Annotated in this window: 20 protein-coding genes and 1 pseudogene; 16 read left to right on the top strand and 5 right to left on the bottom strand. The window is 66.6% G+C overall.

Annotated features, from left to right (window positions below; genetic code table 11):
* Positions 1–2 precede the first annotated feature (2 nt).
* The 4 genes from fae to gabT all read left to right on the top strand — a co-directional run bounded on the left by fae (position 3) and on the right by gabT (position 3,645).
* Positions 3–518 (top strand): formaldehyde-activating enzyme, encoded by a 516-nt coding sequence (gene fae, locus GBA63_RS16550; protein ID WP_166177860.1) that lies wholly within the window; start codon positions 3–5, stop codon positions 516–518.
* On the top strand, positions 515–742 hold the full coding sequence (locus GBA63_RS16545; protein WP_166177858.1) for a hypothetical protein: 228 nt from the start codon (positions 515–517) through the stop codon (positions 740–742). The genes fae and GBA63_RS16545 overlap by 4 nt, the downstream gene beginning before the upstream one ends.
* Positions 743–781: 39 nt before the next feature.
* Positions 782–2,242 (top strand): NAD-dependent succinate-semialdehyde dehydrogenase, encoded by a 1,461-nt coding sequence (locus GBA63_RS16540; RefSeq protein ID WP_166177856.1) that lies wholly within the window; start codon positions 782–784, stop codon positions 2,240–2,242.
* 62 nt (positions 2,243–2,304) lie between these two features.
* Positions 2,305–3,645, top strand: coding sequence for a 4-aminobutyrate--2-oxoglutarate transaminase (gabT, locus tag GBA63_RS16535; protein ID WP_166177854.1), 1,341 nt, complete (start codon positions 2,305–2,307; stop codon positions 3,643–3,645).
* A 35-nt stretch (positions 3,646–3,680) separates the two neighbouring features.
* On the opposite strand, the gene GBA63_RS16530 is transcribed toward gabT, so the two are convergent.
* The 4 genes from GBA63_RS16530 to GBA63_RS16515 form a co-directional block, all read right to left on the bottom strand.
* Positions 3,681–4,190: a TspO/MBR family protein gene (locus GBA63_RS16530; protein ID WP_166177852.1), complete on the bottom strand. Its 510-nt coding sequence runs from the start codon at positions 4,188–4,190 to the stop codon at positions 3,681–3,683.
* 10 nt (positions 4,191–4,200) lie between these two features.
* A complete protein-coding gene (locus GBA63_RS16525) occupies positions 4,201–4,770 on the bottom strand; it encodes a Uma2 family endonuclease (protein ID WP_207956856.1) in 570 nt (189 codons plus the stop codon).
* Between the two features lie 76 nt (positions 4,771–4,846).
* Positions 4,847–6,184 carry an acetyl-CoA carboxylase biotin carboxylase subunit gene (accC, locus tag GBA63_RS16520; protein ID WP_166177848.1) on the bottom strand — a complete coding sequence of 446 codons (1,338 nt, stop codon included), beginning with the start codon at positions 6,182–6,184 and terminating at the stop codon, positions 4,847–4,849.
* A 120-nt stretch (positions 6,185–6,304) separates the two neighbouring features.
* A complete protein-coding gene (locus GBA63_RS16515; protein WP_207956854.1) occupies positions 6,305–6,847 on the bottom strand; it encodes a biotin transporter BioY in 543 nt (180 codons plus the stop codon).
* Between the two features lie 114 nt (positions 6,848–6,961).
* Between GBA63_RS16515 and GBA63_RS16510 the strand changes: the two genes are divergently transcribed.
* From GBA63_RS16510 to GBA63_RS16485, 6 genes and pseudogenes are all read left to right on the top strand, one after another.
* Entirely contained in the window at positions 6,962–7,867 is a 906-nt protein-coding gene (locus tag GBA63_RS16510; protein ID WP_166177846.1) for a 5-oxoprolinase subunit B family protein, read from the top strand.
* Positions 7,857–8,831 carry a 5-oxoprolinase subunit C family protein gene (locus GBA63_RS16505; RefSeq protein WP_166177844.1) on the top strand — a complete coding sequence of 325 codons (975 nt, stop codon included), beginning with the start codon at positions 7,857–7,859 and terminating at the stop codon, positions 8,829–8,831. Before GBA63_RS16510 ends, GBA63_RS16505 begins: the two co-directional genes overlap by 11 nt.
* A 193-nt stretch (positions 8,832–9,024) precedes the next feature.
* Positions 9,025–9,798: a LamB/YcsF family protein gene (locus GBA63_RS16500; RefSeq protein ID WP_166177842.1), complete on the top strand. Its 774-nt coding sequence runs from the start codon at positions 9,025–9,027 to the stop codon at positions 9,796–9,798.
* Positions 9,799–9,825: 27 nt separating this feature from the next.
* Positions 9,826–10,062 carry an acetyl-CoA carboxylase gene (locus tag GBA63_RS16495; protein WP_166177840.1) on the top strand — a complete coding sequence of 79 codons (237 nt, stop codon included), beginning with the start codon at positions 9,826–9,828 and terminating at the stop codon, positions 10,060–10,062.
* Positions 10,063–10,119: 57 nt separating this feature from the next.
* Positions 10,120–12,539, top strand: a pseudogene (locus GBA63_RS24480) (xanthine dehydrogenase family protein molybdopterin-binding subunit).
* A 59-nt stretch (positions 12,540–12,598) separates the two neighbouring features.
* Positions 12,599–12,787, top strand: a complete 189-nt coding sequence (locus tag GBA63_RS16485) for a CsbD family protein (protein ID WP_207956851.1) — start codon at positions 12,599–12,601, stop codon at positions 12,785–12,787.
* Between the two features lie 127 nt (positions 12,788–12,914).
* Here GBA63_RS16485 and GBA63_RS16480 read toward each other — a convergent pair whose 3' ends face one another.
* Positions 12,915–13,433 (bottom strand): hypothetical protein, encoded by a 519-nt coding sequence (locus GBA63_RS16480; protein WP_166177838.1) that lies wholly within the window; start codon positions 13,431–13,433, stop codon positions 12,915–12,917.
* A gap of 358 nt (positions 13,434–13,791) precedes the next feature.
* On the opposite strand from GBA63_RS16480, the gene GBA63_RS16475 reads away from it, so the two are divergent.
* The 6 genes from GBA63_RS16475 to menH all read left to right on the top strand — a co-directional run bounded on the left by GBA63_RS16475 (position 13,792) and on the right by menH (position 21,358).
* Entirely contained in the window at positions 13,792–14,472 is a 681-nt protein-coding gene (locus GBA63_RS16475) for a class E sortase (protein WP_166177836.1), read from the top strand.
* A 285-nt stretch (positions 14,473–14,757) separates the two neighbouring features.
* Complete coding sequence (gene xylB / locus GBA63_RS16470; protein WP_166177834.1) at positions 14,758–16,206, top strand: xylulokinase; 1,449 nt, start codon at positions 14,758–14,760, stop codon at positions 16,204–16,206.
* 94 nt (positions 16,207–16,300) lie between these two features.
* Complete coding sequence (locus GBA63_RS16465; RefSeq protein WP_166177832.1) at positions 16,301–17,731, top strand: isochorismate synthase; 1,431 nt, start codon at positions 16,301–16,303, stop codon at positions 17,729–17,731.
* Positions 17,689–19,440: a 2-succinyl-5-enolpyruvyl-6-hydroxy-3-cyclohexene-1-carboxylic-acid synthase gene (gene menD / locus GBA63_RS16460; RefSeq protein WP_166177830.1), complete on the top strand. Its 1,752-nt coding sequence runs from the start codon at positions 17,689–17,691 to the stop codon at positions 19,438–19,440. Before GBA63_RS16465 ends, menD begins: the two co-directional genes overlap by 43 nt.
* Before the next feature lie 120 nt (positions 19,441–19,560).
* Positions 19,561–20,562 carry a GSCFA domain-containing protein gene (locus tag GBA63_RS16455; protein ID WP_166177828.1) on the top strand — a complete coding sequence of 334 codons (1,002 nt, stop codon included), beginning with the start codon at positions 19,561–19,563 and terminating at the stop codon, positions 20,560–20,562.
* Entirely contained in the window at positions 20,531–21,358 is an 828-nt protein-coding gene (gene menH / locus GBA63_RS16450) for a 2-succinyl-6-hydroxy-2,4-cyclohexadiene-1-carboxylate synthase (RefSeq protein WP_166177826.1), read from the top strand. Before GBA63_RS16455 ends, menH begins: the two co-directional genes overlap by 32 nt.
* The last annotated feature ends 61 nt before the right edge of the window (positions 21,359–21,419 follow it).

Below are 21,419 nucleotides of genomic sequence, written 5' to 3'. Positions count from 1 at the left end.
TCGTGCGGTTCGCGGACGGGAGTTTGATCGGGGAGTCTTTCGTCGGGGAGGGTGTCAACGCCGCGCACGTCAACGTCGTTATCGGCCGCAAGGGCGGTGCGGTCGAGACGGCCTGGACCACGGCCCTGGCTACGCCCCGGATGGGCCACACCCCGTTCGTGGCGGTGGTTCGCCCGGGGGTGCCCGTGCTGCCGTTCACGCTGTTCGTCAACAAGGCGACGATGGGGGGAGACCTCCACGTCAACCTGACGTTCGGCGCGGCGCAGGCCGGGATCGCCGGCGGGGTCGCCGACGCCATCGTGGACGGCATCGTGCCCGCAGAGGAGGCGCGCGAACTCCTCTGCATCGCGGCCGTCTACGTCAACCCGGAGGCGAACGACGAGGGGGCCGTCTTCGAGAACAACCGGCGCTCTGTAAAGGAGGCCATTCAGGCGGCCATCAGGGGAACGCCCTCGGTCGAGGACGTTCTCGCGCTGGCGGGCTCCCCATCGAACCCGTTCTTCGGGGGTCCCGGGTGAAGATCACGGGCGTGGCGGCCGTCGAGGCGTTAAAGAACCCAATCGTCCGGGTGATAAGAAACGTGCCGTCGGACGTAACGGCGGACGGTGGGATGCTCGCCGGGACCGTCCGGGACTGCTTGAAGGACCCCGTGATCTCGAACACGCCGCGCATGCCGTCGTTTGCCCAGGTCGAGGAGACCGTGCAGGACGCGGTTCTTCAGCGGGCCCCGTATCCGGCGTAGAATGTCGTTGTCAGCGTCCAATACCGATGGAGGAACCAAGTGATCCTGCCTGGACTGGTCGAGCAACTCTTTGTCGGCGGCGAGTGGGTGGACGGCGCCGCCTCGGGCAACACCTTCGGCGTGACCAACCCCGCCAACGGCGAGACGCTGGCGACGCTGCCGGATGCCGGCCGGGAGGAGATGCAGAGGGCCATAGACGCCGCTGCCGTCCAGAAGGAGTGGGCGGCGACCACGGCCCAGAAACGCGCCAGGATCATGCGCCGGGCCGCGGACTTGATGCACGAGAGGAAAGAGCACCTCGCCACCGTGATGACCCTGGAGCAGGGCAAACCGATCGCCGAATCGCGCGGCGAGATCGTCTACGCCGCCTCGTTTATCGAGTGGTTCGCCGAGGAGGCCCGACGCGTCTACGGCGACACGGTCCCGGCGAGCTTCCCGGACAAGAGGATCATGGTCATCAAGCGCCCGGTGGGGGTGACGGCCGCGATCACGCCGTGGAACTTCCCGGCCGCCATGATCACGCGCAAGCTCGGCCCCGCTTTGGCCGCCGGCTGCACGATGGTCATAAAGCCCTCCGAGCTCACGCCGCTCTCGGCGCTCGAGATGGCGAAGATCTTCGAGGAGGCCGGCCTCCCCGCGGGCGTCCTCTCGGTGGTCGCCGGCATGGACCCCGCCGCCATCACCGCACCGATCATGGAAGACCGGCGCGTCCGCAAGCTCTCTTTTACCGGCTCGACCGATGTCGGCAAGCTCCTGATGAAGCAGTCGACAGACACGATGAAACGCCTCTCCCTGGAACTTGGCGGCCACGCCCCGTTCATAGTCTTCGACGACGCCGACGTGGACGCGGCCGTCGAGGGCGCCCTGGTCTCGAAGATGCGCAACATGGGCCAGACGTGCGTCTGCGCCAACCGCGTCTTCGTCCAGCGCGGCATCCTTGACGAGTTCTCGAAGAAACTCACCGAGAAGATGGCAGCGATGAAGGTCGGGGACGGGATGGAAGATGGCGTCGAGGTGGGGCCGCTCATCGAGCCGAAGGCCATCGACAAGGTCGAGCGCCACGTCGCCGACGCCGTGGCGAAGGGCGCCACGGTCGCCCTCGGCGGTGAGAGGACGAACGGTTCGGCCAACGGCAACTTCTACCCCCCGACGGTCCTGACGGGCGCCGACGACTCGATGCTCGTCGCAAAGGAGGAGACGTTCGGGCCCGTCGCCGCGATCATGCCTTTCGATACGGAAGACGAGGTAGTTCGGCGGGCCAACGACACGGTCTACGGCCTCGCCGCCTACTACTTCACCCGCGACGTGGGCCGTGTCTTCCGGCTCGCGGAGAACCTGGAGTACGGGATCATCGGGGCTAACGACGGGATGCCTTCGACGGCCCAGGCCCCGTTCGGCGGGCTGAAGGAGAGCGGCGTCGGACGCGAGGGCGGACACCAGGGTATCGAGGAGTACCTGGACACCAAGTACGTCTCCCTCGGGGGCATCACCGCGACGTAGGTCCGGATCCGCCCTTACGGGTATACTGGAAAAAGAGAGGCCGACAGGAAGAGGTGGCGAGGATGCTCGATTCCGCGAGGATCAAGACGGAGATACCGGGGCCGAAGAGCCGGGCGTTGATGGAGCGGCGGCACAAGGCCGTGACCTCGGGCGTTGGCATAGCTACCCCGATGTTCGCCCAGGAGGCGAAGGGCGCTTTGCTGACCGACGTCGACGGCAACACGTTCATAGACTTCGGCGGCGGCATCGGCGTCATGAACATCGGGCACGCGAGCTCGCGGGTGGTCGACGCGGTCAAGGAGAAGGCCGAGCAGTTGACGCACACCTGCTTCTACGTCACGGAGTACGAGGAGTACATAGAGCTCGCCGAGAGGCTGAACGCGCTCGTTCCGGGGAGTTCCGAGAAGCGGTCTTTCTTCGTCAACTCCGGGGCCGAGGCCGTGGAGAACGCCGTCAAGATCGCACGCTACTACACCGGCCGCCAGGCGGTCATCGCCTTCGAGAACTCCTTCCACGGCCGTACCATGCTCGCCATGACCCTCACCGGCAAGACCGACCCGTACAAGAAGGGCTTCGGCCCCTTCGTCCCGGAGGTTTACCGGGTCCCTTCGCCTTATGCGTACAGGTGTCCGTCAGGAAAAGACTGTTCCGGGGGTTGCCAGGGCGACTGCTTCGGAGCCATAGAGAAGGCCTTCGTGAGCACCGTGCATCCCAGCAGCGTGGCGGCGATCATAGTCGAGCCGGTGAGCGGCGAGGGCGGGTTCATACCGTTCCCGGACTTCTACCTCAGGCAATTGCGAGAGCTGTGCGACGAGCACGGCATCGTGATGATCGTGGACGAGGTCCAGACGGGCTTCGGGCGGACGGGCAAGATGTTCGCGGTAGAGCACTCTGGGGTCGAGCCCGACATCATGACCACGGCCAAGAGCATGGGCGGCGGGTTGCCCATAGCGGGCGTTACCGGGAAGGCCGAGATCATGGACTCCGTCCACGCCGGCGGTCTCGGCACCACCTACGGCGGCAACCCGATCGCGTGCGCCGCCGCCCTGGCCGTCCTCGACACCTTCGAGGAAGAAGACCTCCTGGGCAAGGCGAACGCCCTCGGGGACAAAGTCATGTCCGCCATGCGTGAGATCCAGGCCAGGCACCCCGATTTCGTGGGCGACGTTCGTGGCCTCGGCCCGATGGCCGCCATGGAGTTCGTCACCGACGCCCAGACGAAGACCCCGGACAAGGAGCGCAACGCCAAAATAGTGCAGGCCGCTTTGCAGGAAGGCTTGCTCCTCCTCACTGCGGGCCAGTACGGCAACTGCATCCGCACCCTCATGCCCCTCAACATAGCCGACGACGAGCTAGAAGAGGGACTCGCGATCCTGGGCCGCGCTGTAGACTCTGTGGCGTAAGATCGGCAACCGTGGGGGCGCTTCGCGAGGCGCCCCTACGGGTTCAAGAACCAGATCCCCGCGTTCAAAAACGTGGCGAAGGTTACCCAGGCGAGGTAGGGGACGAGGAGCAGGGCCGCGGGGCGGCTGATCGGCCGGAACGCCCAGATCGTTAGTAGGATCGCGGTCCACAGAACCACTATCTCGACCAGCCCGAGGCCCGGCGCCTCCAGGCCGAAAAAGACGAGGGACCATAGAGTATTTAGCGCGAGTTGCGCGAAGAATAGCGCCATAGCCGCTCTCGCCCCGGAAAAGCCCCTCTCCCGCCACGCGAGCCATCCCGAGACTGCCATCGCGAGGTAGAGGACGGTCCAGACCGGCCCGAATAGCCAGCTCGGCGGGGTAAAGAACGGTTTATCCAGGGTGTCGTACCAGCCGCCGGGCGCCACCTGGGAGGCTGTCGCGAGGGAGCCGAGGCCGGCCGCGGCGAAGCAGACGACGACGAAAGCAAGCAGGACGAGCGCAGATCGGGCAGGGCCGGTGTTCTGGCGGATGCTGCTTTGCAAGGTCCTCTCCTTACGTTCGGCCGAGAACGTCGTCTGCACGAAGCGTCAGATCGGGGAGGGTAGTGGATGCGAGCGTCTCTCCTTTCCGCGCCAGCTCGGTGTGTCTGTATGAGGCGCCGGAGGGACCGGTATGACGCTCTACCTTCTGGCCGTTGACGTCCACGATCCAGACTTCCGGAATGCCGGCCCGGGCGTAGATCGGTAGTTTGACGTTCCGGTCGTAGGAGAGGATGGTATCCGAGACTTCGATCAGGAGCAGAGTGTCCCCCGGCGTCGGTAGCGAACGCCCGTAGGCGCGATCCCGAATCACCGTGAGATCAGGCTGCGGCTCGTGGCGTTCGTCGAGCCGCACGGGATTCTGCGGGCTGACGATCGCCCGGTCCCCAACGCCCCGTACCAGCAGGCGGTTTAGCAGGCTCACGCAGAGGGCGTGCCGACTGTCGATCCGGCTCATCTCGACGATCTCCCCATCGATGAGCTCGACCCGGTCGTCCTCGTGGAGTATCCCGGCCTCGGCCATCCGGTGGTACTCGTGGACGGTGAAGCGTCGTCTGGTGGCCTCGCGCGTCTCTGTCTGCACGGAAAGCCCTCCGATGGTTCGATCAACCTCACGAAAGTATACTCGGACCATCGGACGAGACCCTGAAGGCTATACTTTACTCGTCCAACAACTCTTCCAGATACCCCGTGTGGTAGTCGCCCGAGCGGAAAGCCTTATCTTCCAGCAGCCGCAGGTGGAGTGAAATGGTTGTCTTGATGCCTTCGAGCCGGTACTCGCGCAGGGCGCGGCGGGCGCGGCTTATGGCCTCGTCCCGCGTCAACGCCCAGACTATGAGCTTGCCCACCATCGAGTCGTAGAACGGCGGTATCTTGTAGCCCTGGTACATCGCCGAGTCTACCCTGACGCCGGGGCCGCCCGGCACGTCGAGGAACGTTACCTCGCCGGGGGAGGGCATGAAGTCGTTCTCGGGGTCCTCGGCGTTGATGCGGAACTCTATCGAGTGGCCGACGAAGGGGACGTCCTCCTGTTTCAGGCTCAGGGGTTCGCCAGACGCCGCCAGGATCTGCTCTTTCACGAGGTCCACACCCGTGAGCATCTCCGTTACCGGGTGCTCCACCTGTATGCGAGTGTTCATCTCGATGAAGTAGAAATCGTCCCCCTCGACAAGGAACTCGACGGTCCCGGCGTTGGCGTAGTCCGCCTCCCGGGCCAACCGGACGGCCGCCTCGCACATCTTCTCCCGGACCTCCCGGCTTATGCCGGGCGAGGGCGACTCTTCGAGCACCTTCTGGCGGCGGCGCTGCATCGAGCACTCGCGTTCGTAGAGGTGGATGGCGTTGCCCCGCTCGTCGGCCATTACCTGCACCTCGACGTGGCGCGGGCCGGCGAGGAACTTCTCCAGGTAGAGCGTCCCGTCCCCGAAGGCGGACTGGGCCTCGCGTTTGGCCGCCTGCACCGATTCGCGCAGCTCCTCCTCGTTCTCCGCCACCCGGATGCCGCGTCCCCCGCCGCCCGCAGCCGCCTTGATCATGACGGGGTACCCTATCTCCTCCGCCGTATCGACCGCCTCATCCGCCGAAGAGACGTTCTCCGAGCCAGGCACGACCGGCACGTCGGCCTCCCGCGCCAGCCTTCTGGCGGCGGACTTGTCCCCGAGCTTCTCGATGGCCTCCGCCGAAGGGCCTATAAACTTCAAGCCGGCGTCCGTTACCGCCTTCGCGAAGGCGGCGTTCTCGGCGAGAAAGCCGTAGCCGGGATGAACCGCGTCGGCGCCGGCCTCTTTCGCGGCCTCGATGATCCCCCCCGCGTTCAGGTAGCTCTTGCCCGCCGCAGGGGGGCCTATGTTGACCGACTCGTCGGCGTGGCGGACGTGGAGGGCCGACTCGTCGGCGTCGGAGTAAACGGCGACAGCGGGGACGCCGAGCTCCTGGCACGCGCGGACTACGCGAAGCGCGATCTCCCCCCGGTTGGCGACCAGCACCTTCTCGAACATACGGTTCACCCTCCTCTGGATCTGGCCGTCATACTAGCCGCGCCGTAGACCTCGCGCCCGCAGACCTCAGGCCACAAAAGCATCCCTAAAACCTGAAACCTGATGCCCGAAACCTCCTCTTTAAGCCCGTGAGGCGGCGATGGCGGGTGCGACGGCGACGGCGACGAGGGTAGCCAAACCTACTTTGATCAGATCAAAGACCACGAAGGGCAGGACGCCCGCGGCCAGGGCCGCACCCGGCGAGAGGCCGGCGAGGACGGCGAGCCACGTGGCCCCGAGCGCGTAGATCGCGACGAGCGCCAGGCCGCCCCACAGGAACCCCGCGACGAGCGCCCGACGCCGGGGCGCGTTCGTGACGGCGCCCGCGGCCATACCCGCGAGGGCGGCGGCCAGCGGGTAGGCGAGCAGGTAACCTCCCGTGTCGCCGAACAGGACGCCGAGCCCGCCCCTGAAGCCCGCGAAGACCGGGACGCCTACCGCCCCGACGAGGAGGTAGACCCCCATGGCCAACGCCCCGTAGCGCGGACCCAGCAAGAGGCCCGTCAGAACGACGGCCAGAACCTGCAGGGTAAACGGGACGGGCTCCAGCGGGATCGTGATCTGGGCCGCCACGGCGGTGAAAGCGGCCATTAACGCCACCCGGGTCATCACGGCTACGTTCAAGTCTGTCTCCTTTTTGCTTTCGTCTTTTCGATAACCTTTTAGCATTCGTTGACCCAAAAATCTGGCGTAGGTACTATGCGGGCACTCTTACCAGGGAAAAAGGGGTGCCACTGCATGAGCGCTAACGTCGAGACCGGGCTTCCGCAGGCGCGCTACAGCTACGGCGGGGACGAGTTCGTCTTCGTGGAGCTCGCCGAAGCCATGAGCCTCAAGGTGAACTTCAGGGCCATGGCGATAACGAACAGGCTCCAGGAAGAGAGGATGGAGGGCATAATGGACATCTGCCCCTCCAACGCCTCCTACATGGTCCGCGTAGACCCCGACGTGCTCCACCCGGACAAGCTCATCTCGCGGTTGAGGGAGATCGACGACGAGGTCGGCGACGTGAAGGGCTTCGAGCTTCCGACCCGCGTCGTGGACGTGCCGGTAATGATGGAGGACCCGTGGACCCACGAGGCCCTCATGCGCTTCCGGGACCGCCACCAGGATCCTGACGCGACGGACCTCGAGTACTCCGCGCGAATAAACGGCTACGACAACAAGGACGACTTCATCGCGGCGCTGCTCGGCTCGCCGTGGCTCGTCACCATGATCGGGTTCGTGCCCGGCCTCCCGTGGTGTTACCAACTGGTCCCGCCCGAGGAACAGGTAGAGGTCCCCAAGTACGTCAGGCCCCGCACCTTCACCCCGGAGCGGGCCTTCGGCTTCGGCGGAGGTTTCGCCGTCGTCTACTCCGTCCAGGGCGCCGGCGGCTACCAGCTCTACGGCCTCGCCCCGGCCCCGGTCCTGGACGTGAAGCAGAGGTTGAAGGATTTCCAGGACTCGATAGTCTTTCCGAGGCCCGGAGATATATGGAACTACCGTGGGGTGGACAGGGAGGAGTTCGACGAGATCCGGTCCAGGGTGGAGGACGGTTCGTTCGAGTACAGGAAGAAGGACTTCACCTTCCACGCCGACCGGGCGCTAGAGGACCCGCACGCGTACAACGAGGAGATCCTGGGGGTGCTCTATGGCGATTAGGGTAAAGAGCCCCGGGCTCCTGACGACGGTCCAGGACACCGGCCGCTTCGGCGAGTACGCCATCGGGATGCCGCCGAGCGGGGCGATGGACGTCTTCTCCTACCAGGTCGGCAACTACCTCGTCGGCAACGAGGACGGCGCCGCGGGCCTCGAGATAACGTACTTCGGGCCCGAACTCGAGTTCACCGGGGACGCCGTCGTGGCCGTAACCGGCGCAGAGATGCCGCCCAAGATAAACGGCGAGGAGGCCCCGACCTGGGAGGCGTTGCAGGTCAGGGAGGGTGACGTCCTGTCATTCGACTACCTCAAGAACGGCGCCCGTTCGTATCTGGCGGTCGCCGGGGGCATAGACGCCCCCGTCTTCATGCACAGCCGCTCGACGTACACCCTGATCGGGCTGGGAGGACTCGACGGCCGCGCACTCCAGGAGGGCGATGAACTCGAGCTCGGCGAAGCCCAAAACGGCGAAGCCCAGGTCGGCAAACGCGTAGACGACGACCACATCCCAACCTACACGAAAGAGACCGAGTTGCGGGTGATCATCGGCCTCGCCAGCTACCGCCTCACGGAAGAGAGCCTAGAGACGTTCCTGAACGTGGAGTGGACGGTTACCCCTGACGCCGACCGGGTCGGTTACCGTTACAGGGGAGGCGAGCTCGGTTTCGTCGAGCGAGAGCAACCGGCGGGCGCGGGCAGCGACCCGGCCAACGTCGTCGACTTCGGCTATCCGATAGGCTCCATCCAGGTCCCGGGCGGCGTCGAGCCCATAGTCCTCATGAACGACGCCGTGACCGGCGGGGGCTACGCCACCATCGGCACCGTAATAAGCGCCGACCGCGACCGCCTCGCCCAGTCAAAGACAAACGACAAGACCCGCTTCCGCTCCATCGAACTGGACGAAGCATTAAACGCCCGAGAGGAACGACGGCGGAAGCTAGCGGAGATAAAGGGCTCACTATCGTGAGCCCGCTTTCAGCTATCAGCAGTCAGCTATCAGCCAGGGAATACGGTTCACTAACGGCCGCAACACGATCCACTTACGAGAACCTTGCTGAGGTAGCGGGCTCTCGTGGACCAGTTCAAAGCGAATCTCAAACGGCAAAAAAGCTGAACGCTAAAAGCTGACGGCTGATAGCAGTCGACCGAAGGGAGGCACCTTGCACATCGACTTTAATTGCGACATGGGGGAGAGCTTCGGGCCTTACAGTTTTGGGGCCGATGAGGAGTTGATGCGGTTTATTTCGTCGGCGAACGTGGCGGGGGGATTTCACGCTGGGGACCCGCACGTTATGCGGAAGACCGTTGCGCTGGCGAAGGAGCATGGAGTCGCGGTAGGGGTGCATAGCGGGTATCGGGATCTGGTCGGGTTTGGGAGGAGGGAGATCCAGGCCCCGCCCGAGGAGATCCGGGACGAACTGCTCTACCAGCTCGGAGCCCTGCGCGAGTTCGCCCGCCTCTACGGGATGGAGGTCCAGCACGTCAAGCCGCACGGGGCCCTGTACATGGTGGCGGCCCGCGACGAGGCCCTCTCGCGCGCGATCATTGAAGCTGTACAACAGGTAGACCCCGGCCTCGTCCTCTTCTGCATGGAGTCTTCCGTAACCTACAGACTCGCCGGGGAGATGGGGCAGCCTGTGGCGGCCGAGTTCTTCGCCGACCGGGCCTACAACGACGAGGGCCAGATCGTCTTTACCCGCAAGCTCGCCGGCGAGCTCGACCCGGAGGAGATGGCCCGGCGGGTGGTCCGGGCCGTGAAAGAGGGGAGGGTTACGACCGAGAGCGGTGGAGAGGTGGAGGTCAAGTGCGACTCGGTGTGCGTACACAGCGACACGCCCGGGGTCGTGAGGCTGGCCGAGACCATAGTGCGTGAGCTGGAAGAGAACGAGGTCGAGGTGCGGCCCATCGGAAGGTCGGAAGCGAAGGTTTCGTAGCAGGACTACTAGCGGGAGGAACGAGATTTGGCGAAGACCGTGAAAGCGCAGATGCCCGGCACCTTCTACCGGCGCCCGGACCCCGACAGCGACTTCTACGTCGAGGAGGGCGGCTCCGTCTCGGCGGGGGACGTCGTCGGCCTGATCGAGGTGATGAAGTCCTTCCACGAGGTCAAGGCCGAGGAGGAAGGGACCGTCTCGAAGTTCCTCGTCGACAACGAGGACGCCGTGGACGCGGGCCAGGATCTCCTGGAGATAGAGTGATCCGGGCCGCAAGATAGAGGCATTCGGCGGGGAGCGCGACACGACAGGAGGCGCGGCATGACGGAGACGGCCCGGCGGTACATGGGGAACAGCGTGCTGCGCAAGGAGGACCCGGCGCTCCTGACGGGGCACACCAACTTTACGGACGAGATCCACCTGCCCGGGATGCTTCACCTGGCGCTCCTGCGCAGCCCCCACGCCCACGCGAAGGTGCTCTCGATAGACGTCTCGGCCGCCAGGGAGCAGCCGGGCGTCGTCGCCGTCTTTACCGGGGAAGACCTGGCGGGGGAGTGGGCCATCGGCATTCCGACCGGCTGGCCCGTGACCGAAGACATCAAGATCCCGGACCACTGGCCCCTCGCCCGGGGCGAGGTCAACCACGCGGGCGACGGCGTGGCCGCCGTCGTGGCGACCGACCGCTACAAGGCGCAGGACGCGCTGGAGTTTATAGAGGTGGATTACGAGGTCCTGCCCGCGGTGGTCGATGTGGAGGCGGCCCTGGAGGAGGGGGCGCCTCTCGTGCACGAGGGGCTCGGCACGAACAAGTGCTACACGTGGCCGCTCGGGACCGGGGACATAGACAAGGCCTTCGAAGAGGCGGACGTGGTCGTGAGCGGTCGGTACGTGCAGCAGCGCCTGATCCCGTCCGCCATCGAGCCCCGCGCCGTGGTCGTGAACCCCGAACCCGCGACCGGCGACCTGACCATGTACACCTCGACCCAGGTCCCGCACTTCGTCAAGGACATCCTCGCCCTCGTTTGCGGCGTCTCCGACACGAAGCTGCGCGTCGTCGCCCCCGACGTGGGCGGCGGCTTCGGCGGCAAGCTGAACGTCTACGCCGAGGAGGCGCTCGCGCTGGCCCTCGCCCGCAAACTGGAGACCCCGATCAAGTGGGTCGAGGACCGCTCCGAGAACCACCTCGCGAGCACCCACGGCCGCGGCCAGGTCCAGCACATCCAGCTCGCCGCGAGGCGGGACGGCAAGATCCTTGGCATGAAGGTCAACCTGCTCGCGGACATGGGCGCGTACCTGCAGCTCTTGACGCCCGGAATCGCCATCTTCGGCTCCTTTACCTACCCCGGCCTCTACGCCTTCGACGCCTACTCCTTCGAATGCACCGGCGTCTTCACGAACCTGACGCCGACCGACGCGTACCGGGGGGCCGGGCGTTCGGAGGCGGCGTACGCCCACGAGCGGATCATGGACGATCTGGCGCGCGAGCTGGACATGGACCCGGCCGAGCTCCGCATCAAGAACCTGATCCCCCGTTCGACGAACCGACGACCACCCCGGCCGGCGTCATGTACGACTCCGGAAATTACGAAGAGTGCATGAGAAAGGCCCTGGACCTCGCCGAGTACGACGACCTGCGCGCCGAGCAACGCCGCCGCCGCGAGGCCGGGGACGTAAAACAGCTGGGCATCGGCATCGGCAACTTCACCGAGAGCGGCGGCCTCTCGCCCTCCAAGGTGGCCGCCGGCGTCAGACTGCAGAGCGGCGGCTGGGAGTCGGCCTCCGTGCGCATGTTCGCCAGCGGCAAGGTAGAAGTGGTCACGGGCACCTCCCCCCACGGCCAGGGCCACGTAACCTCGTGGTCCCAGATCGCCGCCGACGCTTTCGGCGTGGACGTGGACGACGTCGAAGTCCTTCACGGCGATACGGCGGTGGCCCCCTACGGCCGGGACACCTACGGCTCCAGGAGCCTCGCCGTCGGCGGGGTTGCCTTGAGCCTCGCCTGCGGCAAGGTCGTCGACAAGGCGAAGAAGATCGCGGCGCACATGCTGGAGGCGGCAGAGGGAGACATGGAGTTCGAGGGCGGGCGCTTCTCCGTCGCCGGCTCTCCCGGCACGAACGTCACGATCCAGGACGTCGCCGCAGCCGCTTACCTCGCGGACAACCTGCCCGAGGGCATGGAGCCGGTCCTGAGCGAGAGCCACGTCTTCGACCCGCCGAACTTCACCTGGCCCTACGGCACCCACGTCTGCGCCGTCGAGGTGGACACCGAGACGGGCATGGTCACCATCCCGAAGTACGTGGCCGTCGACGACTGCGGCCCCGTCGTAAACCCGGCCATAGTGGACGGGCAGCTCCACGGCGGCATCGCCCAGGGCATAGCGCAGGCCCTCTACGAGGAGGCCGTCTACGACGACGAGGGCAACCTCGTGACGGGGACGATGGTCGACTACCTGGTCCCGGGGGCGCCGGAGATACCGAACATGATCCTGGACCGCACCGAGACCCCCTCGCCGACGAACCCGATGGGCGTCAAGGGCATCGGCGAATCGGGCGCGATAGCGGCCCAGCCCGCCGTGATAAACGCCGTGATCGACGCCGTAAGCCACCTCGGCGTCACCCATATAGACATGCCGGCCTCCCCGTGGAAGGTCTGGCAGGCGATCCAGGACGCAAAGGATAAAGACCCCGGCTCCCGCGACGCCGACCTCTCGGGCAGGCCGGCCCAGGCCGGGGAAGTTTAACCCCCGCATCCGCGAGGTAAGAGTTGGTAGTAGCAAGCGTTACGCGAAAGGAGAGCCCCGTGGGAAGACGGAAGAACACCGGCCAGGACGACCGGAACGAAGGCGCCATGGACAAGGCCAAGGGCCGCATGAAGGAGGCCGCAGGCGCCCTCACCGGCAACAAGGACAAGAAGGCCGAAGGCCGCTCGGACCAGCGCAAAGGCACGGCAAAAGAGAAGAAGGGGCATTTGAAAGACCTACTCAAGTAGGCAGCAGGCTTCAGGTATTAGGTCTCAGGAAAACTGGATGGAAAGGCGAGAGGGCCGGGGAGTTATCCCCGGCCCTCTCTGTAATCAGCCTTTACCTGACGGCTGAAGCCTGTTGCCTGAAGCCTCTCTACGCGGAGACGGCCTTCAGCTTGCGGTCGAACTGCTCGATCAGGGTCTCGCGGTTCTTGTTGCGCTTCTCGTACTCGCGGACCTCGCGGATCTGGGCGGCGGAGAGGCGGTCGATGTGCTTGGCGATCTCGCCGACGTTCAGCTCATCGTAGCCCGAGATCGGGAACGTTATGCTGCGCTCGATCTCCTTGATCTCACCCTCGACGACCCGCAGGCCCTGCTTGTAGTAGGAGAGCGGCGCGTAGAGAAGGTCCATGTACGCGTCCACGCTCTGCCCGACTAGCGTCTGGTAGGCGTCGCGCTGCTGCTCGGCCCGCTCCACAAGCTCCTGCGTCAGCGACCGGTTGCTCTCGGCCTGGTGACGAACCTCGCGCGCCACACCATCGAGCGTGTCCTGCGCGAAACGCACGTTCCGCTCCTGCTGCGCCGCGAAGTGGTCGACGACCAGCTTGTACGTGTCGGCGCCCGTCTTCGCGAGCCGCTCCGCCGTCTTGCCCGTCCGCTCCATGGTCTCCAAAACTGTCCTCCTGTTAGAGTTAACGTTCATGTATGTGCAGTTTACACATATATTCCGACGTGTCAAGGCACGGGCAGGTTCTGGAAGGCAAGACAATCGTGAGGAGAATCCGGGGCCAGGTCTGGAGTGCCTCGGGCGGGGAGGGACGAGATGGGGTGGTTCTGGGGGTGAGCTTTACATAGGGGGTGGGCCGTCTTAAGATAACTGCCGCAAAAACGGGTTCGCGGCCCAAAGGAAGGGTTTCGGCCCGGGTCGGCGTGGTTGTAACGGTTTGTTTGTCCGAACGTTACCGCGTTGTAATCTCTAGTCCGTACTCTACTCTGTGCGGTGTTCGGTTGAGACAGCGAGAGGGGATGAGATGCGTTTCAAGAAGTTGGGTTTGATCCTTGCGGCCCTGGTGGTGTCGGCTTCGTTGGCCGCCTGCTCCTCTGCGGGGCAGTCCGACCAGTCTTCGGGGAACTCCCAGAAGGAGCAGCCCAAAGAGCAGGCGCAGAAGCAGCCCGAAGACAAGAAGATGACCGAGGAGGCCAAGGACCGGCAGGTCGCGCCCAAGGCGGGGACCGACAAGAAGGCCGAGCAGGGCGGCAACAAGCTTGAGCCGGCCAAGGACAAGACCCTCAGGCTTACGGTCCCCAAGATGGCCGAGATCAAGAACGACGAGATCCCGACCGGCAAGGGCACCGAAGAGGCCCTGTTCCGCGACTACGCCGCCGTCCGTCTCCCTTACACGGGCTTCCCGTGGCAGGAGGAGGCAAACATATACATCGCCGGCCACCGCATCGGCTTCCCCGGCACCAACAGCGACCTGGCCTTCTACGACCTGGAGGATCTGGCCAACGGCGACGAGGTCTACCTCGAGGACTCCGAGGGCAGGCAGTACACCTACGAGGTCTTCAACAAGAAGATCGTGGAGCCGACCGACCTCTCCGTGCTCAAGCGCATCGAGGGCAAGAACATCCTCACGCTCCAGACCTGCACCCTGCCGGACTACACCGACCGCGTGATCTACCAGGCCGAGCTCAAAGACATCAAGACCTGACAGAAGCGATAAGACCGCAGCACCGACAAGGACCGGGGTTCGCCCCGGTCCTTTCGCTTCTCTCGCGCAAGATCGCTCTCGACGCAGCGCCAGAGCCCCGATTTGCCCTACTATTCGGGGAGTCGAGGAGAGGAGCGTAGCTTGGGCTTATGGCGACCGCACCGCGAAGACGCCGCCCTTGGGGTACGGGCCCGGATGGGCGGGTGGTCTGGCGGTAAGACGAAAGTTCTGAGGCCCGTCGTCGGGGAAACGGAGCATCGACCCGGCCGGCGGTCGGCCTAGCGGATGCTGCTGGGCCTGGATCTCGGCACGGGCTCGGTCAAGGCCCTGCTTCTCGCCGAAGACGGCTCCGTTTGTGGGGAGTCATCGGCCCCCTATCCCGTCAACGCGACCCGCTCGGGATGGGCCGAGTCCGCGCCGGGGGACTGGTGGGACGCGGTGGTCGGGGCCGCGAGGAGCGCCGTCGGCGGGCGGGGCGACGAGGTCGCCGCGATCGGGCTCTCCGGCCAGATGCACGGCGTCGTCCTGTCGGACGGCGATGGCCTCCCCCTGCGGCCCGCCGTCCTCTGGGCCGACACACGCTCCGGCGAAGAGCTGGCCGCGTACCGCGACCTGGACGAAAGGCTCAGGCGCGGGCTCGCCAACCCGCCGGCAGTTGGGATGGCGGGCCCCAGCCTGCTCTGGCTGCGCCGCCACGAGCCAGAGGCCTACGGGGCGGCCAGCTGGGCGCTCCAGCCGAAGGATTGGCTAAGGCTGCGGCTCACGGGCGAGGCCGCGGCCGAACCCTCCGACGCCTCGGCGACCTTGCTCTACGATCTCCTCTCAGATGATTGGGCCTGTTCCGTGGTCGAAACACTCGGGCTGAGGGCCGACCTGCTAGCCCCGTTGGTCCCTTCGGGAGGGGCAGCAGGGGCGCTCGCCCGGGACGCGGCGGAGGCCCTCGGTTTGCGGGCCGGCCTGCCGGTCGCGGCCGGGGCGGCCGACACGGCCGCCGCGATGCTTGGGGTCGGGCTCTCGCGTCCGGGCCCCGTGCAGCTAACCGTCGGCACGGGGGCCCAGATCTTCTCCCCGAAGGCGGAACCAGTGCCGGACCCTCGCGAACGTACCCATCTCTACCGGGCCGCCGCCCCCGGCCTCTGGTACTCGATGGCGGCCATCCAGAACTCCGGCCTCGCCCTGGAATGGGCCAGAAAGGTGCTTGGCGCTACCTGGAAGGAGGTCTATGAGGAAGCCTTCTCTGTCCCACCCGGCGCAAAAGGCGTCACTTTCCTGCCCTACCTGAGCGGGGAGAGGACGCCCCGGTTCGATCCGGCCGCCAGGGGCGCGTGGACGGGCCTCGGCCTCGACCACACCCGCGGCCACCTCCTGCGCGCTGCCCTCGAAGGCGTCGCCTTCGCGCTGCGCGAGGGATTGGAGGCCCTAGTGGAAGCCGGAACCCCCGCGCCGGAGCTACGACTCGCCGGCGGCGGGTCGGGGGGGGACCGGGGCGAACAGTGGCGCCAACTCCTCGCCGACGTTCTCGGCCGGCCCCTGCGGCTGTTGTCCGGGAGCGTGGCGCCCGTCGCCTCGGCCCGCGGCGCGGCGCTCCTGGCCGGCCTCGCCTCTGGGGTCTTCGAGAAGTGGGAGGATATGCTCTCTCTCGCCCCGGACCCCGGCGAAACCGTGCAGCCCGGTGCACAGAAATCCGCGTACGAGGAGGCCTACGGGCGCTACCGGGAGCTCTACCCCGTTTGAACGACTGATCGAGGGGATTGTAAGCGAAGCCGCTCCGCTGCTAGATACTCCTTGCTACACTAGCCAGCGAGATGACCGGGAGGCGCAAGACTTGTTGAGCAGTGAGCGCAGAGGACGCATTCGGGGCGCAGGGAAGCCCGACGCCTCCGCCCGGGTCCGCTGGCTGCTCGCCGAGAAGGTGAGCCGGACCCTCTCCGCCTCGCCGGAGTACTCGGAGGAAGATCGGGTAACGCGTATCTCGGTAAACGCCGGGCCGGCGGACGCCCTCGCGTGGTTGCGCGGGCAACGGTCGCACCCGAGGTTCTACTGGTCCGGAAGGGAAGGCGGGGCTGAGAACGCCGCCGCCGGCACCGCCGATCTGCAGACGGGCGACGGGCCCGAGGACGTCGAGGTGCTTGGCAAGCGTCTTCGCGCCGCCGGCGATCCGGAGGTCCGTTACTATGGCGGGGGACGCTTCGATCCTGCGCGTGGGGCGGAGGAGGGGTGGGAGCCTTTCGGCGCGTACCGTTTCGCCCTGCCCCGGTTCGAGCTGCGCGTCCAGACGTCGGGGACCACGCTCTCGTGCAACCTGGTCCTGCCGCGCGACAGGGAACGCCAGGAAGAGATACTGGCGCAGATCGAAGGCATGTGGATCCCGTCCGAGGGCGACGACGAACCCCTTCCGGAACCGCTCGACCGTGAAGATACCCCCGACCGCCGAGGCTGGGAAAATAACGTCCGGTACGCCCTCTCTGCCTTCTCCGAGGGGCGGCTCGGAAAGGTCGTGCTCGCGCGGAGGGCCGGGCTCGGCTTCGCGGAGGACCTGGACGGGATTTCCCTGCTCCGAAAGCTCAGGGACGCCACGCCGGGGTGCTTCCACTTCTACGTCGAGCCCGTCCCGGGGACGGCGTTCGTCGGGGCGTCGCCGGAGCGGCTCTACAAGCGGGAGGGGCGTTTCCTCACGAGCGAGGCCGTCGCCGGGACCCGCCCGCGCGGCGCGTCTTCGGACGACGACGAGATCCTGCGCGACGAGCTGCTCGGCAGCGAGAAAGACCGCGCGGAGCACGGGTTCGTCCGAATCGGGATAGGCGAGGCGCTCGGGCCGCTGTGCGAGGATCTGGAGGTCGAGGAGGACGTCTCGGAGATGAAGCTCGCCAGCCGGCGCCACCTCGTCTCCAGGGTGCGCGCGCGTTTGCGCGAGGGCGTGATGGACGCCGAGGTGCTCGGCGCGCTGCACCCGACGCCGGCCGTCGGGGGGTACCCGAACAGGGGGGCACTGGAAGACATCCGGGCGCTCGAGCCCTTCGACCGGGGCTGGTGGGCCGGCCCCGTCGGGTGGGTCGGGTCCGACGCGGCCGAGTTCGCCGTCGGCATAAGGAGCGGGCTCGTCAGGGGCGCCGGCTCGCGCTGTTCTCGGGGCGGGCATCGTCGCGGGGTCCAAGCCCGAAGAGGAATGGGCCGAGATAGAGCAGAAGATCGAAGACTTCACCGGGGCGTTCGGCCTTGGAAACCCCGCGCGCTAACCGCCTCTGGGCGCACCTGGTAGTAGAAGAACTCCTCCGCTGCGGCGTCGGCCTCTTCTGCGTCGCCCCAGGTTCCCGCTCGACCCCCCTGGTCGCGGCGCTGGCCGCCAACAAGAAAGCAGAGAGCCTCGTTCACTTCGACGAGCGGGGCACGGCGTTCGCGGCGCTCGGGTACGCGCGGGCCACGGGGCTTCCCGCTGCCTGGATCACGACCTCGGGCACAGCGGTCGCAAACGGCCTCCCCGCCGTCGTCGAGGCGGCCACAGACGGCGTGCCCATGATCCTGCTGACGGCCGACCGTCCCCCAGAACTGCGCCAGACCGGCGCAAACCAGACCATAGACCAGCCCGACATCTTCGGCGACTTCGTCCGCTGGCGCTTCGACCTGCCGGCCCCGAGCCTCGACGTCGACCCCGCCTCGGTCCTGACCACCGTGGACCAGGCGGCATACCGCGCCCTCCGCGCCCCGAGCGGCCCCGTCCACCTGAACCTCATGTTTCGCGAACCCCTCATCCCGGACCCGGAGGAAGATGACGAACTTCCTTCCGGGCCCGACCGCTGGCGCGAGAAAGACGGACCCTACACCCGCTACGCCGCGACGAAGCCGGCCGTGGACGGGGCGGAGATCCGGGCCCTCTGGCACGAGTTGCGGCCGGTCGAGCGGGGCCTCGTCGTCGCCGGCAGGCTGGCCTCGCGCGAACAGGGCGAGGCCGTGGAGAAGCTCGCCCTCGCCCTGGGATGGCCGCTCCTACCCGACGTCGGTTCGCAGGTCCGGCTCGGCGGAGGTCTCGGGAACGTCGCTTTCTACGACGCGCTGCTCGCCGACGAGGCCTTCGCCGGAGGCCACGCGCCAGAGGCCGTGCTGCACGTCGGCGGCCGGGCCCTGAGCAAGCGCCTGGAAGGGTTCGTCGCGCGTGTCCGTCCCGACCCTTACGTGGTGGTAAGGGAGAACCCTTTCAGGCTGGACCCCGGCCACGGGGTCACCCACAGCGTCGAGTCAGACGTCGTGGGCTTCTGCGCCGCGCTCGTTCGGGCGGCTGACGATGCCCCGTCTTTTGCTGATCCCTCCTGGGCCGAAGGCTGGCGCGCGGCCTCGAACCGGGCGGGCGCGGCGCTGGACCGGTCGTTCGCGGGGGGACGCGGGCTCGACGAGCCGCTCGTGGCCCGGCTAGTCTCTAAGGAGGTACCCGAAGGGCACGGTCTCGTCGTGGCGAGCAGCATGCCGATCAGGGACCTCGACGCCTACGCCGCCGCGGAAGGCGTTGGCGTGCCGGTCGCCGCGAACCGGGGAGCAAGCGGCATAGACGGCACCGTCGCCACCGCAGCCGGTTTCGCGCGGGGCTCGGGCGGACCCGTGACCCTGCTCATGGGAGACCTGGCGCTCCTGCACGACCTCAACTCCCTCGCCATGTTGCGTGGCCTTCCCGTAACGGTGGTGGTCCTCAACAACGACGGGGGTGGGATCTTCTCGTTCCTACCCGTCTCCCGGCACCGGGACTTCTTCGAACCGTACTTCGGCACGCCCCAGGGAGTAGGGTTCGAGAGCGCGGCCGCGATGTTCGGCCTCGATTATGCGCGACCACAGACGGCGGAGGAGTTCCTGACGGCGTACCTGGCGTCCCTGTCCGGTGACGGGCCGGCCTTGATCGAGGTCCGGACGGACCGCGCGGGAAACGTGACCACGCATCAAGAGCTTCTCCGGGAAGTGTCGGCCGCGATCCGGGAGGGCTGAGGTTTCGAGGCCGTCTCGACGGTTGGAGCACGGGTTTAGATGTTGGGGAAAGGTACTATACTGTTCGTGTTGAGCCGCCCGTAAGGTCGTTTAGTCGGTTACGTGAGGAGCCAAGGGACGATGAAGCTCGATGCGTTAGAGGCGTTGAAAGTTACGCGGAGCAACGCCAACAAGAGGTTCCCGAACGAGGAAGACCCGCGGTTCGTCGGCGATCTCTTGTTCCCGTCATTGAAGCCGAAGTTCTTGCTGAACGCGCCCGCGAGGGTCTTTACCATCGGCTCTTGCTTTGCGCGCAACATCGAACTGGCCCTCGCCGACCACGACGGCATAGAGTTGCCCACGAGCGCCTTCTCGGTCCCCGAGTCCGAGTGGGAGTTCAGGCCGAACGGGCTGCTCAACGAGTACAACCCCGGCACTATCTCGCAGCGCATACTCTCCGCCGTAGGATCCGAGGACGAACCCGAAGAGACCATCGTAAAGACCAGGGACGGCTTCATAGACCTGCTGCTGCCCGGCGGCTCCCCCGTCACCTTCGAGCGGGCCGTCGAGCGCCGCTCGGAGATAAGGGGCATCTACGAGAGCCTCGTCTCCTCGGACCTGGTGATCATCACCCTGGGCCTGGTCGAGGCCTGGTTCGACGAGGAGATAGAGCTCTTCCTGAACCGGATGCCGACCAGGCAAGACCTGAGGAGTCAGCCCGACCGCTATTCTTTTCACAGGCTCGGCGTGTCGGACGCGCTGCCGCTTCTGGACCGGGCCTTCGGCGGGTTGGTCGAGGCCGGCGTCGAGCGGGTGTTGCTGACCGTCTCGCCGGTGCCGCTCGGGACGACTTTCAGCGGCGGGGACGTGGTGGTCGCCAACAGTTTCTCGAAGTCGGTCCTCAGGGTCTGCGCCGAGGAGCTGTCGCAGAAGTACCCGCAGGTCGACTACTTCCCGAGCTACGAGATGGTCAGCAGCGGCGGGCTGGGCGCGTTCAACCCGGACAACATCCACGTCCGCGACGCCGTCGTGAGGCGCGTCACCGGCCACATGCTCGACGCGTACTTCCCGAACCTGGTGTCGGACTCCGGGACAAACGGGCACGCTCCGGATGACGCGAACGTCGCGCGAAGCGGCGCCTGAGGCCGCAGCCGGCCTGAACCACGGCACGTCCGGGGACCCGGCGGACCCGGCCGTGCTCTTTTTGCACGGCTTTATGGGCCGCGCCGACGACTGGCGCCGGACGGTGTCGAAGCTCGACGGGCGCTTCTTTTGCGTCGCCGTGGACCTGCCGGGTCATGGGGCCTCGACAGGACTCCCGCCAAGCCGCTACACGATGGAAGGCGCGGCCCTTGGGGTCCTGGATCTCCTGGACGAAGCCCGCGTCCGGCGCGCGACCCTGGTCGGTTACTCGATGGGCGGCCGGCTCGCCCTCTACCTGGCGCTGCGCCACCCGGATCGCTGCGCCGGCCTCTTCCTGGAATCGGCCTCCCCGGGTCTCGACGACGCGGTCGAGCGCGCCGCCCGCCGGGCCGCCGACGAGATGAAGGCCGTCCGCCTGGAAGGCGGCGAGTTCGGAGAGTTCTTGCGCGACTGGTACAGCCAACCCCTCTTCGCACCGCTCGCGCGGGACGGGGAGTTGCTGCGGCGCACGCTGGAGAGGAGAAGGGAGAACGATCCAAACGAGCTTGCGAAGTCGTTGCGGGGCATGGGAACCGGCAGCCAGCCGGCGCTTTGGGAAGAGCTCCCAAGCCTGCGAGTCCCGGTGCTCGCCGTCTCCGGAGAGCTCGACGAGAAGTTCGTCGGGATCTCACACCGCATGAAGGCCCTCTATCCGGGGATGCGTACCGCCGTGGTGCCCGGCGTGGGGCACAACGTCCACGCCGAGGCCACCGAAACGTATCTCTCCTTGCTGGAGGATTTCCTCACCACCTCCTAGAGCGGGTTGCGGTGGCATTGAGCCACCGCAACCCGCGCCGTCGGCTATCGGCCCGCTCCGG

It is taken from the genome of Rubrobacter tropicus (assembly GCF_011492945.1).
GTDB classification, from domain to species: Bacteria; Actinomycetota; Rubrobacteria; order Rubrobacterales; family Rubrobacteraceae; genus Rubrobacter_D; species Rubrobacter_D tropicus.
Note: the sequence above shows the minus strand (reverse complement) of the source record. Positions and strands in the feature narration are given on the sequence as shown.